The organism is Gilliamella sp. LMG 34360, from assembly GCF_984568995.1.
Window position 1 is genome coordinate 2,124,293 of sequence record NZ_OZ474900.1, and the last position, 19,252, is coordinate 2,143,544.

Genomic DNA, 19,252 nt, shown 5'->3' on the forward strand with positions numbered 1-19,252 from the left:
TTCTAATAGCTACAACTAATATTATGCCATCGGGTTATTACTATTGAATCTTGCGCATCATTTACTCTTAATAATTTATTGTCTTTTAAGAAAGCCCAATATAATTTTTTTCCTGTGTAACTGCCAAATGAATTTTTAGCATTGACATATAGGCAGACCGAATATCCGGTGACAACCTCCCCATATTCAATTATGAAATCTTTCTGAGGTTTAGAAATGTTAGAATATTTTGCAGAATCAGGATCTTTCAATACGTCCCGAAAATACGATTTTATCTTAGGAAAAAAATTTACTGGTTTGTTACCAAATTTTTCATTCTCGAAGTCAATAGATAAATCAAGAGTACAATTACCCCATTTAAAAACAAGATTACTTTTTTTAGTCGTAATCACATACTTTGTTCTATCATTTGCAAGAACATATACTTTCTCTGAGTCCTCTGCAATAGATAAATTATCTACAAATTCTGTAAACTCTGTAAATTTAGGCGATTTATGCTCCTTGTGTGTTAAATCTTGAGCAACAAATCTATCATTGGTTACCCGAACAGTTCCATTCGCCAAATAGTTTAGATTTTCTTCTGTTTCAATACCCATTGCATATTTACAATTATAGAAATCATCAGCAAATACAAAAAATGGGAATAACAACAAACAATAAATAATCTTTTCCATACCATTTCCTTATTCTTTATGTTTTTTTGCAATGGTATGTTATTTGATAAAGTTTGGCAATGAAAAACCGCCACGCGAGCGGTTTGTAGTAGTTTTGTATTTTATCCCCGTGTGTATACAGGGAACACGCCGCCAATTTTGAGCGCTGAGACTGTTCCGCCGGTTTATCCCTGTGTATACAGGGAACACGTTTATTAAATTATTTGGCGTCCTCCAATAATCGGTTTATCCCTGTGTATACAGGGAACACAAATATTGCCCGACACTGTTATAAAAATCGCGCGGTTTATCCCTGTGCATACAGGGAACTCATTTTCTGCAACGACAGGCATTAAATTAACAGCGGTTTATCCCTGTGTGTACAGGGAACTCCTCCATGTATTTCCTGTCGAGTTGTAGACGAGCGGTTTATCCCTGTGTGTACAGGGAACTCCGGTGTTTTGTGCCTATGGATTTTAGATATTCCGGTTTATCCCTGTGTGTACAGGGAACTCATTAAGGTACTGAGCCTGAATTTATGTCCGTTCGGTTTATCCCTGTGTGTACAGGGAACTCTCTCATAATCGACCTGGACCCACAGGCAACGGCGGTTTATCCCTGTGTGTACAGGGAACTCTTTATCGATAAATGATAGGACTCTATGGCATACGGTTTATCCCTGTGTGTACAGGGAACTCGGTTACACACAAAAGACCTTCTGCACAAAGCTCGGTTTATCCCTGTGTGTACAGGGAACTCCCCAATTATAACATACTGTTTTATAATTAAAATATTGACTGGCAAATTTCTACCGATTTTTTAGGTTATTTTTTATTAAAATCACAATCTATAACACTATGTTTTTATTTGATTAATTAAAATTAATGTAAGTTAAAATTAGATTCTACGGGATTCTACCGATAAGTTTATATTTTTCATACAATTAAAAAAATAGAAAATAATAAAATGTAGAATTGTGATTTTTTTGAATAGCAAAAAATGCTGTGTGATATTGCACTAGGTTACGTTATGGCAGGTTCAACAAGTGACTTTTATATTTAGGGTGTAAATAGTTAGATTACTATAAATAAAAGATGGCTGTTAAAACAGCCATCTTTTTTCACAGAAAAATATTTATTAGTTCAATTTATTTAGAAGTTAATCTCGGTACCCACAAAGTAACGTCGACCTTCTAAAGTTTTACCAAAGTCAGCGTTTGAAACATCTTTGTCAAATAAGTTATAAACCCCACCATAAATCTTAGCATTTTTATTTATTTGGAAAGATGCCCCCACATCCCAGAAAGTATAGCCTGGATATTCAATTTTCTTACCACTACGATCTGTTGTACTTTCAACACCATAATAAGCAACTTTAGTCCATAAATCCCAGTCTTGAGCAACATACCAATCAAGTTGAGTATTGAATTTTTGCTTTGGTGTACGGTTTAAAGGTCTCCCCTTATTATTTCCTGTTTTTTGTTCTGATTTATTCCAAGAGTAGTTAGAACTTAACAAGAAATCAGTAAATAATGGCGTTTTGAATGATAGCTCTAAGCCTTTAAGATCTGCTTTATCCACATTCTCACGCCCCTGAACAAAATCAAATTTTTCACGATATCCATTGATCTGGCAATTTCTAGATCCAGCTTCACCTCGGCAAATATAATAAGATTGGATTTTATCTTTATATTTGGTATAAAAAGCTGTTACAGATGCATCAACACCATATTCATTGGTATAACCAACACCAATTTCAAATGAATTCGTTTTTTCAGGTTTTAAATTTGGATTTCCCATTATCATCCCTCTATTACCTGTTCCTGATCCACCTGTAACTTGTCCCCAGTCAGAGACAACTTGGCGTAATTGTGGTGTTGCAAATCCAGTTGAATAGCCACCTTTTAAAGTAAAGTTATCATCAATATTCCAAACACTATAAATTTTTGGATTCCAGTTATGTCCATAATTTTCATCTCTATTATAACGTACGCCAGCAGTAATACTCCAATTATCAACGATTCTCATCTCGTTATCTGCAAACAATGCATAACTCCAACGATCAATTTTTGTTAAGTTTGTATTTAACTGATTACCACCATCATGAAGTTCTTGATAAGTATATTCTCCACCAGCGGTTAACATATTAATTGAGAAAGGAATGGTCACACGAGAGTCAACATTAGTATTGCGAATTTTCATTTTTCTTTCTGGATTATTATTGCTTTCATGAGCAATAAAAGATGTCGTCGATACATCACCAAACAAACCATTATGAGTCAAAGCAAAAGAGTTGCGACGGTTATCTCGGTTGAAATCGCCACGATTAACTGGTCTTGTTTTTCCTCCTGTAGCATTACTATTTTGTAAAGATCGCCCAAAGTCGAGATCAAATGTTTGGGTTTCAGTTGCATTAAGCGATATTTTACCATTTAGGCTACGTAATTTTTGTGCGGAATGACCATTTAAGAATTCATCTTCATGGCGTTTGGTATATTGACCATATAATTGAATTCCTAAAATATCATCAATAATGGGTCCCATTGTGGAAAAACTACCAATATAGGTATTTTTTTCATCTGAACGGTAAGGAATAACTGACTCAATACGTAAACCTCCGTGCCATTCGTTAGACACTTTTTTAGTGATAATATTAACGACCCCACCCATAGCATCTGAACCATATAAAGAAGACATAGGTCCACGGACAACCTCAATTCGTTCGATAACCGTTAACGGTGGTAACCACCCTTGCTCAAAACCTGAATTATCACTATTAGGTCTGGTTTCACGGGTGCTGACTTTTTTACCATCAATTAATAATAAAGTGTATTTGGCATCCATACCACGAATACTAATATCGGTCGAATCACCACCACCAGTTATAGTAACACCTGGTATATCTTTGAGTGCGTCAGTTACATCACGATAAGATTTTTTGCTAATTTCTTCTGGTGTGATCACTGAAATTGTTGCTGGAGCTTCTTTAATTTGTTGTGAAAATCCTGATGCTGTCACCACCATGGTATCAGTGTCTTTATCGCTTGCAGCCATAGCTATGCTAGACAATGATAATAAAAGACTAGTGTTAATGACATGTGTTGCCAATTTAAACTTAGTATTCATTTGTATAACCCTATTATTTATATTGATATTTTCAACCTCAATCCGGACGTACAATATACTATATGAGAATAGTTATCAATATCTTTTCTAAAAATTATTTATTACTAGACAATTTATACACTTTAAACAATAATAGTTATCATTTGCGTTGTAAACAAAGGAACCTATATGAAAATCAAAAAAAAATTACTATTAAGCACATTAGCTGCACTTGTCTTAGGATTAGCAGGTTGTCAATCTTCAATGACGGTAACTACAGACAATAATCAATCAGTTGTAGTACCTAAATCACCAAGTAAAGTTGTCGTGATGAACTATGGTGCACTAGATACTTTAGATGCTTTAGGTAAAGGTTCAATTGTTATAGGGGCGCCTCTTTCTGTTCTACCTTCTTATCTTGAGCAGTATAAAAATGCAAACATTGCTGACACCGGTAATATGAAAGAACCGAGTATAGATGCAATCAAACAAGCTAAACCACAACTGATTATTATTGATGGTCGTCAAGCCAGTAGAACTCAAGAGCTATCTAAAATTGCACCTGTAATTAATTTAAGCGTTGATGCAAAAAACTACCTTGAATCAACTAAGAAGCATATCAATCTATTAGCAGATATCACTGGCACTGAAAAAACCGCAAGTACATTAATTCAAGCCCTTGATGTAAAAATAAATAATGCCCAATCTGTTGCTCAATCGAGTCCTAAAAAAGCAATTGTTGCAATCCATAATGATGGTAAAATGATTTTAATTAATGCAAGTTCAAGTGCAGCGTTAATCCATGATGTTTTAAAAGTAAAACGTGCCGTTCCATTTTTTATTCAACCTATAAATAATGGTGAAAGACCAAAACCAACTTTTATTGACAATAATTACGTCAGTGATGTTAAACCCGACATTATTTATGTCGTTGATCGTAGTAAAGCAATTGGTCAAACGGCTATGAAAGAAGACTTTTTTGATGCAAAAATATTAGCTGCAAGCAATACTCAAGTGGTTTATCTAACCCCAGATCTTTGGTACTTATCTGGTGGTGGTGCAGAAAGTTTAGATCGTCAAATTGATGAAGTAATTAATGGTCTAAAATAATATTGTTATTGTTAATTGTTTAACTTCCTATTTGCCCTTATGCTGTTAGTAAGGGTTTTTTTATTATATAGGTATCTTAATTGTTTTTATCACTGTTCTTAGTATTCTAGAGTTTTAAAATACATTGTAAAGCTATCAATGCTGCTCAACTTTGGGTTTACTGAAAACAGTACCAAAAATTGCTGTATAATGATGGATTATTTGATACTTTTAAATGATAGCATGCCAAAAGTTTAGATTTTATTATTGAACCAATAATTAATGTATGAAAATAATCTATCTATTTAACATGAATAAATTTATTATTTAGGAATAATCCTTTTGCTCTTATCAATACTTCAACTTTTAAGTAGTCCTTTTTTAAAATCTTAAAAATACGATTCCAATATGCTACTTTTAAATTCTTAAGATGACACATTTAATAAATGTGGTTCAAAAAGAACAAGTTTATAGTGCTCTCTAATTACAATATTATAAACCGTTATAAAATAGTGTATCGAATTTATTTGACGTAGATTATATACCTAAACAACAATTAACGAGACTGATCCATCAGTTCCTATTAAAGATAAATTATAATTTACCTTCTATAATCAACAGTCATGTTAGATATAGGGCTTTTATAATTTTATTTTATATAAATCATAACAATCTAAAAATTTTTATTAGCATCAATTTAAATATGTTAGAATGCTCGACTATTGTCTAAATCTAAATTGACAAACTTTTAAATTCTCGATAAATACCTCTATAAATTTTAAAATTATTACAAATACTATGAATATATCATCCCCAACAATTGGATTTGTGAGCCTCGGTTGTCCTAAAAATTTGGTTGACTCAGAGCGAATATTAACTGAACTACGTACCCAAGGTTATCAAGTGGTACCTACTTATGAAAATGCTGATTTGGTAATTGTTAACACTTGTGGATTTATTGACAGTGCGGTACAAGAATCGCTTGAAGCCATTGGTGAAGCACTTGATGAAAATGGTAAAGTGATTGTTACCGGTTGTCTTGGTGCTAAAGAAGATCAAATCCGAAGTGTACACCCAAAAGTGCTTGAAATTTCTGGCCCCCATAGTTACGAAGCGGTGCTAAGTCATGTAAATAAATATGCTCCAAAACCTGCATATAACCCATTTACCAGCTTAGTACCCGAGCAAGGGGTAAAGTTAACGCCTAAGCATTATGCATACTTAAAGATTTCAGAAGGTTGTAATCATAGCTGCACATTTTGCATCATCCCTTCTTTACGTGGTGAGATGGTCAGTCGTCCTATTGGTAATGTACTTGATGAAGCAAAACGATTAGTTGACAGCGGAGTCAAAGAACTTTTAGTCATTGCTCAAGATACTTCAGCTTATGGTATTGACATCAAAAACCGCACCAACTTTTGGAATGGTATGCCTTTAAAAACCAATATCCAAACACTCTGTGAACAATTATCTAGTCTTGGTATTTGGGTGAGATTACATTATATGTACCCATATCCGAGTGTTGATGATTTAATTCCATTGATGGCGGAAGGAAAAATCTTACCTTATTTAGATGTCCCATTACAGCATGCCAGCCCAACGGTTTTAAAATCAATGAAACGTCCTGGGACAATTGAAAAAACACTTGAACGAATTCATCATTGGCGTGAAATTTGCCCGGAAATCACTCTGCGTTCAACGTTTATCGTTGGTTATCCCGGCGAAACTGAACAAGATTTTGAATTATTACTCGACTTTTTAGAAAAAGCGCAATTAGATCGCGTTGGTTGCTTTCCTTATAGCCCTGTTGAAGGTGCAGCAGCGAATGAATTAGCTAACCAAGTTCCAGACGAAATCAAACAACAACGATTTGATAGGTTTATGCAGTTGCAGCAAAAGATATCAATGCAAAAATTACAAGCTAAAATAGGTAAAACCTTAGCGGTTATTATTGATGAAGTTGATGAAGAAGGTGCAATAGGTCGTAGTATGGCTGATGCGCCTGAAATTGATGGTGTTGTATATTTAAATGAAGAAAAAGATGTCAACGTCGGGGACATTGTTCAAGTCATTATTGAGCATTCTGATGAATATGACTTATGGGGAACGGTTAAACGGTAATAAATCATGAAACAACATTATAAACATGAAATAAAAAATCTTGGTAAATTGGCTGTACCAGTACTTATTGCACAAGTATCACAAACAGCCATCACTTTTGTTGACACCATTATGGCAGGACATTACAGTAAAACGGCATTATCTGGTGTTGCAATCGCCGTATCAATTTGGTTACCAACAGTTTTGTTTGGTCAAGGACTATTAACCGTTTTAACCCCCATCATTGCCAACTTAAATGGTGCAGCTAAACGAGACCAAGTTGCGAATCACACACGTCAAGGTGTAGTGATCGCCCTATTTTTATCTGTGTTGATAATGTTGATTTTATATCATTCAGACCAAATAATCGGTCTAAGAAGTTCCGTAGATCACCCTATTGATCCCGAAATGATGGACGTGGCCGTAAAATTTTTACGAGCAATCATGTGGGGAGTACCTGCATTCTTGCTGTTTTTAGTTTATCGCAATCAATGTGAGGGGTTATCCAATACTAAACCAGCTATGGTAATCATATTTATAGCGTTACTTGCTAATATTCCAATTAACTATGTTTTAATTTATGGCAAGTTAGGATTACCTGCATTTGGTGGTGTTGGTTGTGGCATTACTGCTGCCATCATTTTTTGGCTAATGTTTGGATTAATCCGCTTTTATACCTTAACTACTGCAAGTCAACGTGATATTCGTGAAACACAATTGACCAAATGGGTTGATTTTAGTGTAATCAAAAATATCGTTGTCCTAGGTATGCCTCTGGCACTAGCCTATTTTTTCGAAATGAGCTTGTTTGCTGTGATAGCTTTACTGATTGCTCCACTTGGTCAAGTCACTGTTGCTGCACATCAAATTATCTTTACTATCAGTAGTTTAACGTTTGCAATACCATTATCGTTAGGTGTAGCATCAAGTATCCGTGTAGGTTTTTTACTCGGTAATAAAAAAACATCATTAGCAAAACAAACAGCTTATATTAGTTTGGCGATATCGTTAATGATTGCCGTGATAGTGGCATTAGTTCTGGTTATTTTTAGAACGCCAATTATTCATATATTCACAGAAGAAGTAGATGTTATTACTATTTGCTTGCAACTGATCATTTTACTCGCTATCTATCAAGCCTCTGATTATCTTCAAGTTGTAGCAAGTAACGTATTACGTGGTTACAAAGATACGAAAAGTATTTTTTACATCACGCTTATCTCTTATTGGGGCGTTGGTCTACCAGTTGGATACATTTTAGGATTAACTGATTTAATTATGCAGCCAATAGGTGCTGCAGGTTTTTGGATAGGAATTATATTAGGACTGGCGGTTGCTGCATTTTTACTTATTGCTAGAATGATCTACATTCAAAAACAACCCAAAGAAGTAATTTTAAATAAATCTTCAAGATAATATATAACATGAAAAGGATTAATATAGTTTTTGTTTCAATTATACAAAATATGTTAATCCTTTAATCGTTATCGACGCCCTACTATTCCATCAAAAGTGGGAACATTAACCCATGATAGTAAATTACACGAAACTGGAATTTCATTGTTTTTCTTCATGAATATCTGTTATTTAACTCGCTCACAATCCCATACGACAGTTGGTCCATATGAGTTATTCTTTATATATGTTACAAAATTCATACCTAAAAATATTTAAGGCATTTTATTGGTACTATAAATTATTAAGGTACATTGTTTCTAGCTATATGGTTTGTTTGTTATTTAAACGGTATTACTTACAGCTTAACCTCTTTTTGCACATTGATGATTTTTAACTGCTTAGTGCAATAATTCTAATGCATAGCATAACAAATAATCCAATATATTTATCTTCATTTAAAATAAATATAAGTTAATTAAAATAAAATTATTAATATAATTCTGCATTTTATCAATTAATTGCATTAAAATGGATTTAATTGATATATCTGAACAAAAAGATATTCAAATTAAAGCTTCGAATAATAAGTTAGTTCCATTTAATGATTTGAAAAAAGATCCTAATCCATATTAAAAGATTTAATTTTTTGACTAAGAACATCATACCATCACTAAATTACTAGTGATGGTTTTTAAATTTAATTGAAAATAACAAAATCATGAAAAAACAATAAATAAACAATCAATCTAAATCAAAACAAATGTTATCTCTAATATTTAATTTTGGAAAAACATCTGGTTCAACTTCTAGTTAATATATAAATGGATTTTCAGGAATAGGATTGAATTTTCTAAAGAACATAAAATAAGCATAAAAAAACTTCGCTAAAGTTATTAGCGAAGTTTTATTCTGTTAATCAAACTATATTTTATTTCAACAAACTTTTCGCCTGATTTAAGACATTATCAATAGTAAAACCGAATTCTTTAAATAGTTGATCGGCTGGGCCTGATTCACCGAATGTTGTCATACCAACAACTTTACCGTTAAGACCAACATATTTATACCAATAATCACTGATACCTGCTTCGATCGCTAAGCGAGCCGTTACTGAAGATGGTAATACTGATTCTTTATAAGTTTGATCTTGTTTATCAAATGCATCTGTCGATGGCATTGAGACAACTCTTACTTTTTTACCAGCTTCGGTAAGTTTATGATATGCCTCAACAGCAAGTTCAACTTCCGATCCAGTAGCAATGATAATTAGTTCTGGTGTGCCAGTACAATCATTAAGAATATAACCACCACGATAAACATTAGCTAATTGCTCAGCACTACGTTCTTGTTGTTTAAGATTTTGTCTTGAGAAGATTAGCGCTGTTGGACCATTTTTGCGTTCTATCGCATATTGCCAAGCGATAGCTGATTCAACTTGGTCACAAGGACGCCAAGTACTGACATTTGGTGTAACACGTAAACTTGCCATTTGTTCAACAGGTTGATGTGTTGGTCCATCTTCACCTAAACCAATAGAATCATGAGTATAAACGAATAATGAACGAATCTTCATTAACGCAGCCATACGGATAGCATTACGTGCGTATTCCATAAACATTAGGAAAGTTGCGCCATAAGGAATAAAGCCACCATGTAATGCGATACCATTCATGATCGCTGACATACCAAATTCACGTACACCATAGTGGATATAATTACCATTTGGGTTGGCTAAAATCTCTTTTGAACCTGACCACATGGTTAAATTACTTGGTGCTAAGTCGGCAGAGCCACCTAAAAATTCAGGTAAGGTAGGAGCAAACGCTTCAATCGCATTTTGTGATGCTTTACGTGTTGCAATTGTTGCTGGATTTGCTTGTAGTTTATTCACAAAATCTTTTGCTACTTGTTGCCAATTAGCAGGTAGATCGCCACTTACTCGACGTTTAAATTCCTGAGCTAAATCAGGATAAGCTTTAGCATATGCGTCAAAACGTGCATTCCACTCATCTTCAACGTGTTTACCTTTGGCTTTTGCATCCCAAGCATCATAATATTCTTTTGGAATTTCAAAAGCAGGATAATTCCAACCAAGTTCTTTACGTGTTGCTTCGATTTCAGCATCACCTAAAGGTGCACCATGACTTTCGTGGCTACCCGCTTTATTTGGTGAACCAAAACCAATAATTGTCTTACACATTAACAATGACGGTTTATCGGTTACTGCTTGTGCTTGTTCAATGGCTTCTTTTAAAGCTTTAGCATCATGACCATCAATGCCACGAATTACATGCCAACCATAAGCTTCAAAGCGTTTTGCCGTATCATCAGTAAACCAACCATCAATTTCACCATCAATTGAAATACCATTTTCATCATAAAATGCAATGAGTTTGCCTAATTTAAGCGTACCTGCTAATGAACATACTTCGTGTGAAATACCTTCCATCATACAACCATCACCCATAAATACATAAGTATGATGGTCAACAATGGTATGGCCTGATTTATTAAATTGCGCAGCTAATGTTCTTTCAGCAATAGCCATACCTACCGCATTAGCAATACCTTGTCCTAACGGGCCTGTTGTTGTTTCAACACCCGGAACATAACCATATTCAGGGTGACCTGCAGTTTTTGAATGCAATTGACGAAAATTTTTAAGATCATCAATCGTGACATTATAGCCAGTTAAATGCAGCAAGCTATAAATCAACATAGATGCATGGCCATTTGATAATACAAAACGATCGCGATCCGCCCAATTAGGGTTAGTAGGATTATGTTTTAAAAATCCACGCCAAAGTACTTCCGCCATATCGGCCATACCCATTGGTGCACCTGGATGACCAGATTTAGCTTTTTGCACACCATCCATACTTAATGCTCTTATCGCATTCGCTAGTTCGCGGTGAGATAAAGTCGTTGCATTCATGTTGTAATCTCCAAAATATTTTTAATTAAAAATTCCTAATCTAGCAAGTTACTATTCTTAGCAACAAATGCTGTCACCTGCCAAATTTGTTAATCAAATCGAATTAAATAATGTAAAAATGGGGAGCTAGCTCCCCTTTGTATTCTATATGCTTAAAGTAATGCACTAATCATATCTTCTAATTTGCCTTGGTCAACAGCAAAAGCACGGATACCTTCAGCAAGTTTTTCAACTGCCATGGCATCACTATTGTGTTGCCATCTAAATTCAGCCTCAGTCATCGGTGCTGGGCGATCGACTACCTGTTGATTTGGATTAAGTTTTTGTGTTACAGGGGCTGTTGATTGTTTCATTTCAGCAAGCAAACTCGGTGCAATGGTTAGACGGTCACAACCCGCTAGTGCTAAAATTTGGTCAACTTTACGGAAACTTGCGCCCATCACAATCGTTTTATAACCATGTTGTTTGTAATAATTGAAGATATTACGAACCGAAACTACACCAGGATCTTCGTCTGCAACATAAGGATCGATTGGTTTTTTAGCTTGATACCAATCGTAGATACGGCCAACAAACGGAGAAATTAAAAAAGCATTTACTTCAGCACATGCTCTTGCTTGTGCAAATGAGAAAAGTAATGTCAAATTACAGTTAATCCCCTCTTTTTCAAGAATTTCTGCTGCTTTAATCCCTTCCCACGTAGAAGCGATTTTAATTAAGATACGTGATTTATCGATGCCTTTTGCATGGTAAAGTTCAATGATACGACGTGCTTTGTCTATACAACCTTGTGTATCAAATGATAAACGGGCATCCACTTCTGTCGAGATACGACCAGGAACAAATTTTAAAATTTCAGCACCAATATTAACAGCAACTTGATCACATGCATTAACTAATTGTTGTTCTTTATTACCACCCAATTGTTTAGCGGTTTCTACAGCAGAATCAATTAGATATCGATATTGAGGAAGTTGAGCAGCTTTTAGTACAAGGGATGGGTTAGTTGTAGCATCTTCAGGAGAAAATTGTTTAATTGAATCGATATCTCCAGTATCGGCAACAACGACAGTTAATTTTTTAAATTCATCTAATTGACTCATACTTCTTTATCCTCTAAAGCTTTTAGTTTAATAAAAATATAATAGCATTTATTCAAAAATAAAACGACAGTACCCTATTGCTATTTCGCATATATAATAGATTAAAAAACAAACAAATATGAGGTAAAATTAAAGTTTGAAAAGTTCTCATTGTTCGCAAATTTAATCTGCTTAACCCAAAAATTCTAACAAATAATGATTATTTACTATAGAGCTGATCATAATGGTTGATACGCTCAACTTTAGTCGTCAATCCACCACCTTCAAATTCAGAATTTGACCATGATTGCACAAGTTTTTTAGTTAGCTCAACGCCAATTACTCTAGCACCCATTGTCATAATTTGAGCATTATTACTCTTTCTGGCACGATCAGCCGAAAATATATCATGACATTAAGCTGCACGAATACTGGGTAACTTATTTTATTGGCAGCAATGGCAACACCGATACCTGTCCCACAAATCAAGATACCTTGTTCTGCATACTTGCTTTGATAGAACAGACTACGTCGTTTGCAATATCAGAACAAAAAAGCGTTTTTTATTTATTTGTCACTACTATAATCAACAATTTCAATCCTTTATTTAGTCAAATAATCAACTATGTTATTTCTAAATTCAAAAGCGGCATCATCAACACCAATGGCTATTGGTTTCATATTATTTTACCTCAATTTAATTCAAAAAATGAACATAGGTTCATATTAATATCATTTGATAATTTTTAAATATAAATTAATTCAATTATGTGATGAAAGTCTCGAAAATAAAATATTTTTTAAGAAAATATAGCAATAACTTATACTATTAATTACAAAAATCACTACCTAAACACAGTATCTATAGTAAAAATTTTTACATTATTTAATCAAAGGTTGATTGTAAAGACATTTGAACAGAATCATTTTAAAAAGATATGATTTATTTATTTAACCAAACATATACTATTTGCTGATTAACATTACAACCTGCACACGTTTTGCATTGATTAGGTGTGCATGCGGTTCGATTATCCCCTATGGTAATTTGCTCAATATTTCCTTTTTTAATCCAAAAATCCAACATTTGTGCTGTGGCACTGTTAGGTATACGAAAATGTCGGGCAATGTCTTGCAACTCGGCACGACCTTTTAATTGCACATAATCTCGAATTGAAGTAACTAGCATATTAATAAAAGATGCAGGGTTATGTCCTGCATCTTCTCCTTAATTTATGATTGAATGGTTAATTAAATAAGATGTTTTAAGGATCTGCTATTTAATAACAGCAGGATGAATTTTTAGAGTTAGATGAACTGACGGTTGTTTGATTAAAAATGGAATATCGCCCTAATATCCGCATAGTGATAATCATAATTAGCATAAATGCTCCACATCCTAAAAGCCACCAAACTGCCGATTGTGAATGTCCAATCAAAGTTGTTTGATAGTAAATTGTTGCAGATAACCAACCAATGATAAAAGTCCAAATGCCAACAAATATCATCCATCTTATACCCGCTTCACGATATACCGCCCCTAAAGTCGCAGCACAAGGAGTATAAAGTAATATAAAAATCAAATAAGCTATGGCGACCGATGGCGTCATAAAGGAATTTTTTATTTGAGATACTGCTGACGAATCCACAGCTAAGTCGGATTGTAATGAGTCAATATCATCATTAACAGTAGATAACCCCAAAGGATCTAAAACAGCATCAGACAAATCAACTAGATTTTTAGGAATCGTTTTAAGGGCATCAAAAATCCCTTGCGACAAATTAAATGATTCAGCCTGTTGTGTGGTATCCGTTTCATCCATAGAATAAAGCGAATTTAAGGTGGCAATAACCGATTCTTTGGCGAAAATACCCGTAAAAATACCAACGGTAGCAGGCCAATTCTGTTGATTAATACCCATTGGGGCAAATGCTGGTGTAATCTTTTGGCTAACTGCAGATAGCATGGAATCTTGTGAATCTTCATGTCCAAACGTTCCATCGCGCCCCCATGAGTTAAGCAAACTCAAAACAGTCACCATGATTATAATGGCTTTTCCTGCTTTGAAAATGAAATTTTTCAAACGTTGCCAAGTTAAACTGAGCATACTGCTTAAAGTAGGAATTCGATATACAGGCATTTCCATAATAAACGGCGTAATCGAACCTTTTAATAGTGTAAATTTAAGCACAAATCCTGTGATAATTGCCACCGCAACACCTAACATATACAAACTGAAAACGATAAATGAAGCATGTCTAGGTGCGAAGATAACCGCAAACAACGCATATACTGGCAATCTTGCTCCGCACGACATAAATGGAATCATACAGATTGACATAATGCGATCGCGCGTACTTTCTAATGTACGCGTTCCCATAATAGCTGGTACGCCACAACCAAAACCGACTAACATGGGTACAAATGCCTTACCCGGCAAACCGATACAGCGCATACCACGATCGACAACCACCGCAGCCCTTGCCAAATAACCCGAATCTTCTAAAAATGACATACAGAAAAACATTGCCCCAATTACAGGTATAAAGGTTGAAACAGTTTGAATACCGCGCCCGATACCATTGGCTAAAATGGCGATAAGCCAGCTAGGAGCCTGTATGGTTTGCAGTACATGTGCTGTACCATCCACAAACAACGTGCTACATAATCCATCAAAAAAATCAACAAATACTGATCCAAAATTAATCGACAACATGAACATGATATACATTGTTAACAAAAACAATGGAATACCTGTAATGCGTCCTAAAGTAATTTTGTCAAGCATATCTGAAAAGCGAACATTTAATTCACGAGGCTTGTCAATGACCGTTTTACAAATCGCATCAATTGTATCATAGCGCGCAGATGCTAGCGCTACGTCAATTTCGTTATCGCACCATGCGGAAAGTGACAGACGACAAGCTGTTAGCTTTTCACTCTCAAGTTGGGTCAAATTGTAGTGTGAATCATCTAATAATACATCTTGCAACTGCCATGAATTAAATCGACGTAGTTCACTATCTTCAGGTAATTCATTAATATACCTATCAATAATAGCTTGCTGTTCATCCCCCAACAAATTGATTGAAGGATTAGCTACTTGGGAAGATACTGTCATCGCTTCAATTTGCTGATACAGTGCTTGCAATCCTATTTTTTTACTTGATGATATCGCCACCACTGGACAACCCAGCAATTTCGATAACTTTGCAACATTAATCTGCTCACCCATTGCTTTAACCGCATCCATCATATTAAGCACAACGATCATAGGCAATTGCAAATCAACTAATTGACAGGTCAAATATAAACTGCGTTGCAAATTTGTCGCATCAATAATATTGACTATCATGCAATCATCTTCACTCAAAACAAACTGCCTTGCAATTAACTCATCTTGCGACACGCATAATGGATCGGATTCAATTGAATAGGTTCCCGGTAAATCGACAATATCGTATTGTTTCTGATTATAGGCAAACAGACCTGTTTTACGCTCGACAGTAACGCCAGGCCAATTTCCCACTCTTTGTTTGGCACCGGTCAACAAATTGAATAATGTTGTTTTGCCACAATTTGGATTACCAATTAGTGCGATCTTCATGCTCCGACCTCTAACACTTCGATAAAAGAAGCTTCTTGGCGGCGTAAGCATAATAAAAATCCACGCATATTAATCTCAATGGGGTCACCAAGTGGCGCAGTCCGTACTACCTCGACTTTACAACCCGGTGTAATGCCCATAGCCAGTAATTTACGACGATAAGGTAACGATTTAGGTAAAAATCTAGAAATAACCGCCTCACGCCCTATCGGCAAGTGGTTAAGAGTTAAAGATGACATCATACTTCCTACGTTTATTTAGCTTATTTATTTTTTATCGCACAAATTAAAATGCGAACGATTCGCAATATTAATACACATTAATGTAGAAAAAAACAAATTTTCATGTAAAAAATGGAAAGAATGGTCAAATAATGGGGGTAATTAGAAAATTTTCAATTATTTTTGAACAAAAATGCAGACTATCTTCAGAAAAAACTATTTTAACCTCTTTTTTAAGGTTGGTGAAATTATCACCCGTTAATCTTATTAAGTATAATAAAACAAAATCAGAACGGATACTCTCATTAATCATCCTAATTGCTGATAATAACTTATAGCTGTTATAATCTTTTAATATATTAAAGAAATGGATCCCCCCAATTATGTATATCATCTATGGTATTAAAAACTGCAACACAATGAAAAAAGCGTTTACTTGGCTTGATGATCATCAAGTTCAATATCAGTTTCATAATTATAAAACCGATGGATTATCGGCTGACCTGCTCGACATTTTTTTACAATTAGTAGATTGGCAAAGTTTACTTAATACGCGCGGTACAACATGGCGCAAATTAGATGAGCAGGTTCGTGCCCAAATCAATAATGCACAATCCGCCAAAAAAATTATGTTAGACAATCCATCCATTTTAAAACGTCCTTTACTGATCGATGGTAAGCGTGCTTTGTTAGGATTTTCTGACGAAAGTTATTCACAATTTATATCGCAATCAAAATAAGAACAAAACTATGATGAATGAACCTGTTATTGCGCTGACTACTGCGCTTATTGCTGAAAAATCGATAAGTCCTGACGATAAAAACTGTCAAAACATAATTATCGAACGTTTAAAAAAAATTGGATTTACCATTGAAGAAATCAATATTGGACAAACCAAAAATTTGTGGGCTTTTCATGGTGATCGTAAAAGTAAAACACTGATGTTTGCAGGTCATACCGACGTAGTGCCCGCAGGTGATGAAACTAAATGGCTTTATCCGCCTTTTACGCCTACCATTGATGAAAATGGTGTACTGTACGGTCGAGGTGCAGCGGACATGAAAAGTGGCGTCGCGGCTATGGTATGTGCAGCAGAAGATTTTATTAAAAGCAATCCGGATCATCATGGCTGTGTGGCTTTTTTATTAACGTCTGATGAAGAAGCTGACGCAAGCGATGGCACCGTTAAAGTAGTCGATTTATTAATCAAACGCCATGAACGCATTGATTATTGTATTGTTGGCGAACCTTCAAGCGATACCTTACTTGGTGATCAAATTAAAAATGGACGCCGTGGATCATTAACTGCAAATTTAGTCGTGCATGGTGTGCAAGGTCATGTTGCTTATCCTCATCTAGCAGATAACCCAGTGCATCGCTTTGCTCCTGCTTTAAATGAATTGGTCAGCACAATTTGGGATAATGGCAATGACTATTTTCCACAAACCACCATGCAAGTCGCAAATATCAACGGCGGAACAGGGGCAGAAAATGTAATACCTGGTGATCTGAGTGTTCAATTCAATTTTCGCTATAGCAGTGAACTTACCGACACACAAATTAAAGAACGTGTTGAACAAATTCTTCAAAAGCATAATCTAAAATATACCTTAAATTGGCGTCTTTCAGGTCATCCTTTTTTAACCCCACAAGGCGAGCTAACCAATGCTGCTGCCAATGCCATTAAGGATATTACGGGAACAGATACCCGCCTCTCGACCAGTGGCGGGACATCAGATGGGCGTTTTATTGCTAAAATGGGTTGCCAAGTCATTGAGCTTGGTGTGGTTAACAAAACTATCCATAAAGTCAACGAAAATGCCCACTGCCAAGATATTATTAATTTAACCGCAATCTATAGACGTATTTTAGAGACTTTATTACTGGCATAATTAAGCCCGTTTCACTTATCTAAAAGGAGATAATATGGCATGGCTTAAAGATTATTGGTGGATTATTTTAATTATCTTAATTGGAATTTTTATCAACGGCATTAAAGCACTGAATCGGCTAAGTTATAAAAATTATCTGGAAAAAAAGAACGGGATAAAACCCATACCTTACAGCGATGATGATGACGATTGGCCATCATCAAATCAATCAAACAAATAAACTAAGCGTTACCGAAAATCTTGGTTGGTACTTTCAAATACAGCTTGATGACGGTAACGATCTACCCACATAGCTGTTGCACCACAGACAGCAATAGGCATCACAATCAAATTCAGCAGCGGTACCATAGTAAAAAAGCTAACTAAACCACCAAACATCAAATTGTCGACTTTGTTTTGCTTTAAAAGTTCGCGCATGCGGTGGAACTTAATTTTGTGGTTATCAAATGGATAGTCCGCATATTGAATGCTGATTTGCCAAGCGGTAAATAAAAACCATACTACTGGCGTAACTGTTTGTCCAATGACGGGGATAAAATAGGTAAGTAAAATCGGAATAGCCCACAATAGATAATGACCTAATTTTTGCAGCTCACGATTTAATATTCGCGGTAAATCTTTAATTAAGCTCATCCATGTTGTATCGGGTGCAGGCATACCTGTTAATTGCGCTTCAACTTGTTCAGCTAATATTCCATTAAAAGGAGCAGCAATAAAGTTAGTCACCGTACTGAAAAAATAACAAAATAAAATCACCAGCGTTAGGATTACAATAAATACAATGATGTATCCTAACCACTGTAACCAGCTTGGTACATAAGACAATCCCCAATCGACCATGCCACTAAGTACGGTAAAAAACCAATAAAACAGCGCCGACATTAATACAATATTGGCAAGTAGAGGTAAAAAAACAAATTTCTTAATACCTGGACTAAAAGCTAACGACCAACCTTTAAAAAAATATTCAAACCCATTTCTAGCTTGATAATTTTTCGGGCGTGATTGCGTGTAGGAATGTCGATGCTGGGTATTATTATCTAATTGATTAGACGTCACATTTGGTTCCTTTTTATTTACAAGTCAGTCAATACCTCAAGTAGGTATAAACTGGTAATACATTAATATATCGTTTTAAATAAACAGTGCGATATTTTAAACATACCGCC

14 protein-coding genes, 1 pseudogene and 1 CRISPR repeat array are annotated in these 19,252 nt (G+C 35.0%); of the genes and pseudogenes, 6 read left to right on the plus strand and 9 right to left on the minus strand.

Annotated features, from left to right (window positions below; genetic code table 11):
* Window positions 1–2 precede the first annotated feature (2 nt).
* Together AC5LW9_RS09660 and AC5LW9_RS09665 are read right to left on the minus strand one after the other, a co-directional pair.
* Complete coding sequence (locus AC5LW9_RS09660) at window positions 3–674, minus strand: hypothetical protein (protein ID WP_493455787.1); 672 nt, start codon at window positions 672–674, stop codon at window positions 3–5.
* A 160-nt stretch (window positions 675–834) separates the two neighbouring features.
* A CRISPR array of direct repeats spans window positions 835–1,412; the repeat unit is 29 nt; unit sequence CGGTTTATCCCTGTGTATACAGGGAACAC.
* Between the two features lie 392 nt (window positions 1,413–1,804).
* Window positions 1,805–3,778, minus strand: a complete 1,974-nt coding sequence (locus AC5LW9_RS09665; RefSeq protein WP_198228202.1) for a TonB-dependent receptor domain-containing protein — start codon at window positions 3,776–3,778, stop codon at window positions 1,805–1,807.
* Window positions 3,779–3,946: 168 nt separating this feature from the next.
* Between AC5LW9_RS09665 and AC5LW9_RS09670 the strand changes: the two genes are divergently transcribed.
* The 3 genes from AC5LW9_RS09670 to AC5LW9_RS09680 all read left to right on the plus strand — a co-directional run bounded on the left by AC5LW9_RS09670 (window position 3,947) and on the right by AC5LW9_RS09680 (window position 8,362).
* Window positions 3,947–4,867 carry a siderophore ABC transporter substrate-binding protein gene (locus AC5LW9_RS09670; RefSeq protein WP_493455788.1) on the plus strand — a complete coding sequence of 307 codons (921 nt, stop codon included), beginning with the start codon at window positions 3,947–3,949 and terminating at the stop codon, window positions 4,865–4,867.
* A gap of 777 nt (window positions 4,868–5,644) precedes the next feature.
* Window positions 5,645–6,967, plus strand: a complete 1,323-nt coding sequence (rimO, locus tag AC5LW9_RS09675) for a 30S ribosomal protein S12 methylthiotransferase RimO (protein ID WP_198236568.1) — start codon at window positions 5,645–5,647, stop codon at window positions 6,965–6,967.
* Between the two features lie 6 nt (window positions 6,968–6,973).
* Window positions 6,974–8,362, plus strand: a complete 1,389-nt coding sequence (locus AC5LW9_RS09680; RefSeq protein WP_198228196.1) for an MATE family efflux transporter — start codon at window positions 6,974–6,976, stop codon at window positions 8,360–8,362.
* 910 nt (window positions 8,363–9,272) lie between these two features.
* Here AC5LW9_RS09680 and tkt read toward each other — a convergent pair.
* The 6 genes and pseudogenes from tkt to AC5LW9_RS09710 form a co-directional block, all read right to left on the minus strand.
* Window positions 9,273–11,279 carry a transketolase gene (gene tkt / locus AC5LW9_RS09685; RefSeq protein ID WP_493455789.1) on the minus strand — a complete coding sequence of 669 codons (2,007 nt, stop codon included), beginning with the start codon at window positions 11,277–11,279 and terminating at the stop codon, window positions 9,273–9,275.
* Window positions 11,280–11,431: 152 nt separating this feature from the next.
* On the minus strand, window positions 11,432–12,382 hold the full coding sequence (tal, locus tag AC5LW9_RS09690) for a transaldolase (protein ID WP_493455790.1): 951 nt from the start codon (window positions 12,380–12,382) through the stop codon (window positions 11,432–11,434).
* A 199-nt stretch (window positions 12,383–12,581) separates the two neighbouring features.
* Window positions 12,582–13,042, minus strand: a pseudogene (locus AC5LW9_RS09695) (RpiB/LacA/LacB family sugar-phosphate isomerase).
* A 262-nt stretch (window positions 13,043–13,304) separates the two neighbouring features.
* Complete coding sequence (locus AC5LW9_RS09700; RefSeq protein ID WP_493455791.1) at window positions 13,305–13,550, minus strand: FeoC-like transcriptional regulator; 246 nt, start codon at window positions 13,548–13,550, stop codon at window positions 13,305–13,307.
* 91 nt (window positions 13,551–13,641) lie between these two features.
* A complete protein-coding gene (gene feoB, locus AC5LW9_RS09705; protein WP_493455792.1) occupies window positions 13,642–15,969 on the minus strand; it encodes a Fe(2+) transporter permease subunit FeoB in 2,328 nt (775 codons plus the stop codon).
* Window positions 15,966–16,208 (minus strand): FeoA family protein, encoded by a 243-nt coding sequence (locus AC5LW9_RS09710; protein ID WP_065738977.1) that lies wholly within the window; start codon window positions 16,206–16,208, stop codon window positions 15,966–15,968. The genes feoB and AC5LW9_RS09710 overlap by 4 nt, the downstream gene beginning before the upstream one ends.
* A gap of 365 nt (window positions 16,209–16,573) precedes the next feature.
* On the opposite strand from AC5LW9_RS09710, the gene AC5LW9_RS09715 reads away from it, so the two are divergent.
* From AC5LW9_RS09715 to AC5LW9_RS09725, 3 genes are read left to right on the plus strand one after another with little or no spacing between them, the layout of a single operon-like run.
* The gene (locus AC5LW9_RS09715; protein ID WP_493455793.1) at window positions 16,574–16,930 is read left to right on the plus strand and encodes an ArsC family reductase; all 357 of its coding nucleotides are present in this window, start codon (window positions 16,574–16,576) and stop codon (window positions 16,928–16,930) included.
* Window positions 16,931–16,943: 13 nt separating this feature from the next.
* A complete protein-coding gene (dapE, locus tag AC5LW9_RS09720; RefSeq protein WP_493456615.1) occupies window positions 16,944–18,083 on the plus strand; it encodes a succinyl-diaminopimelate desuccinylase in 1,140 nt (379 codons plus the stop codon).
* Between the two features lie 34 nt (window positions 18,084–18,117).
* The gene (locus AC5LW9_RS09725; RefSeq protein WP_086326737.1) at window positions 18,118–18,303 is read left to right on the plus strand and encodes a YpfN family protein; all 186 of its coding nucleotides are present in this window, start codon (window positions 18,118–18,120) and stop codon (window positions 18,301–18,303) included.
* Between the two features lie 8 nt (window positions 18,304–18,311).
* Here AC5LW9_RS09725 and cysZ read toward each other — a convergent pair whose 3' ends face one another.
* Window positions 18,312–19,010, minus strand: a complete 699-nt coding sequence (cysZ, locus tag AC5LW9_RS09730; RefSeq protein ID WP_493456616.1) for a sulfate transporter CysZ — start codon at window positions 19,008–19,010, stop codon at window positions 18,312–18,314.
* Between the last annotated feature and the right edge of the window lie 242 nt (window positions 19,011–19,252).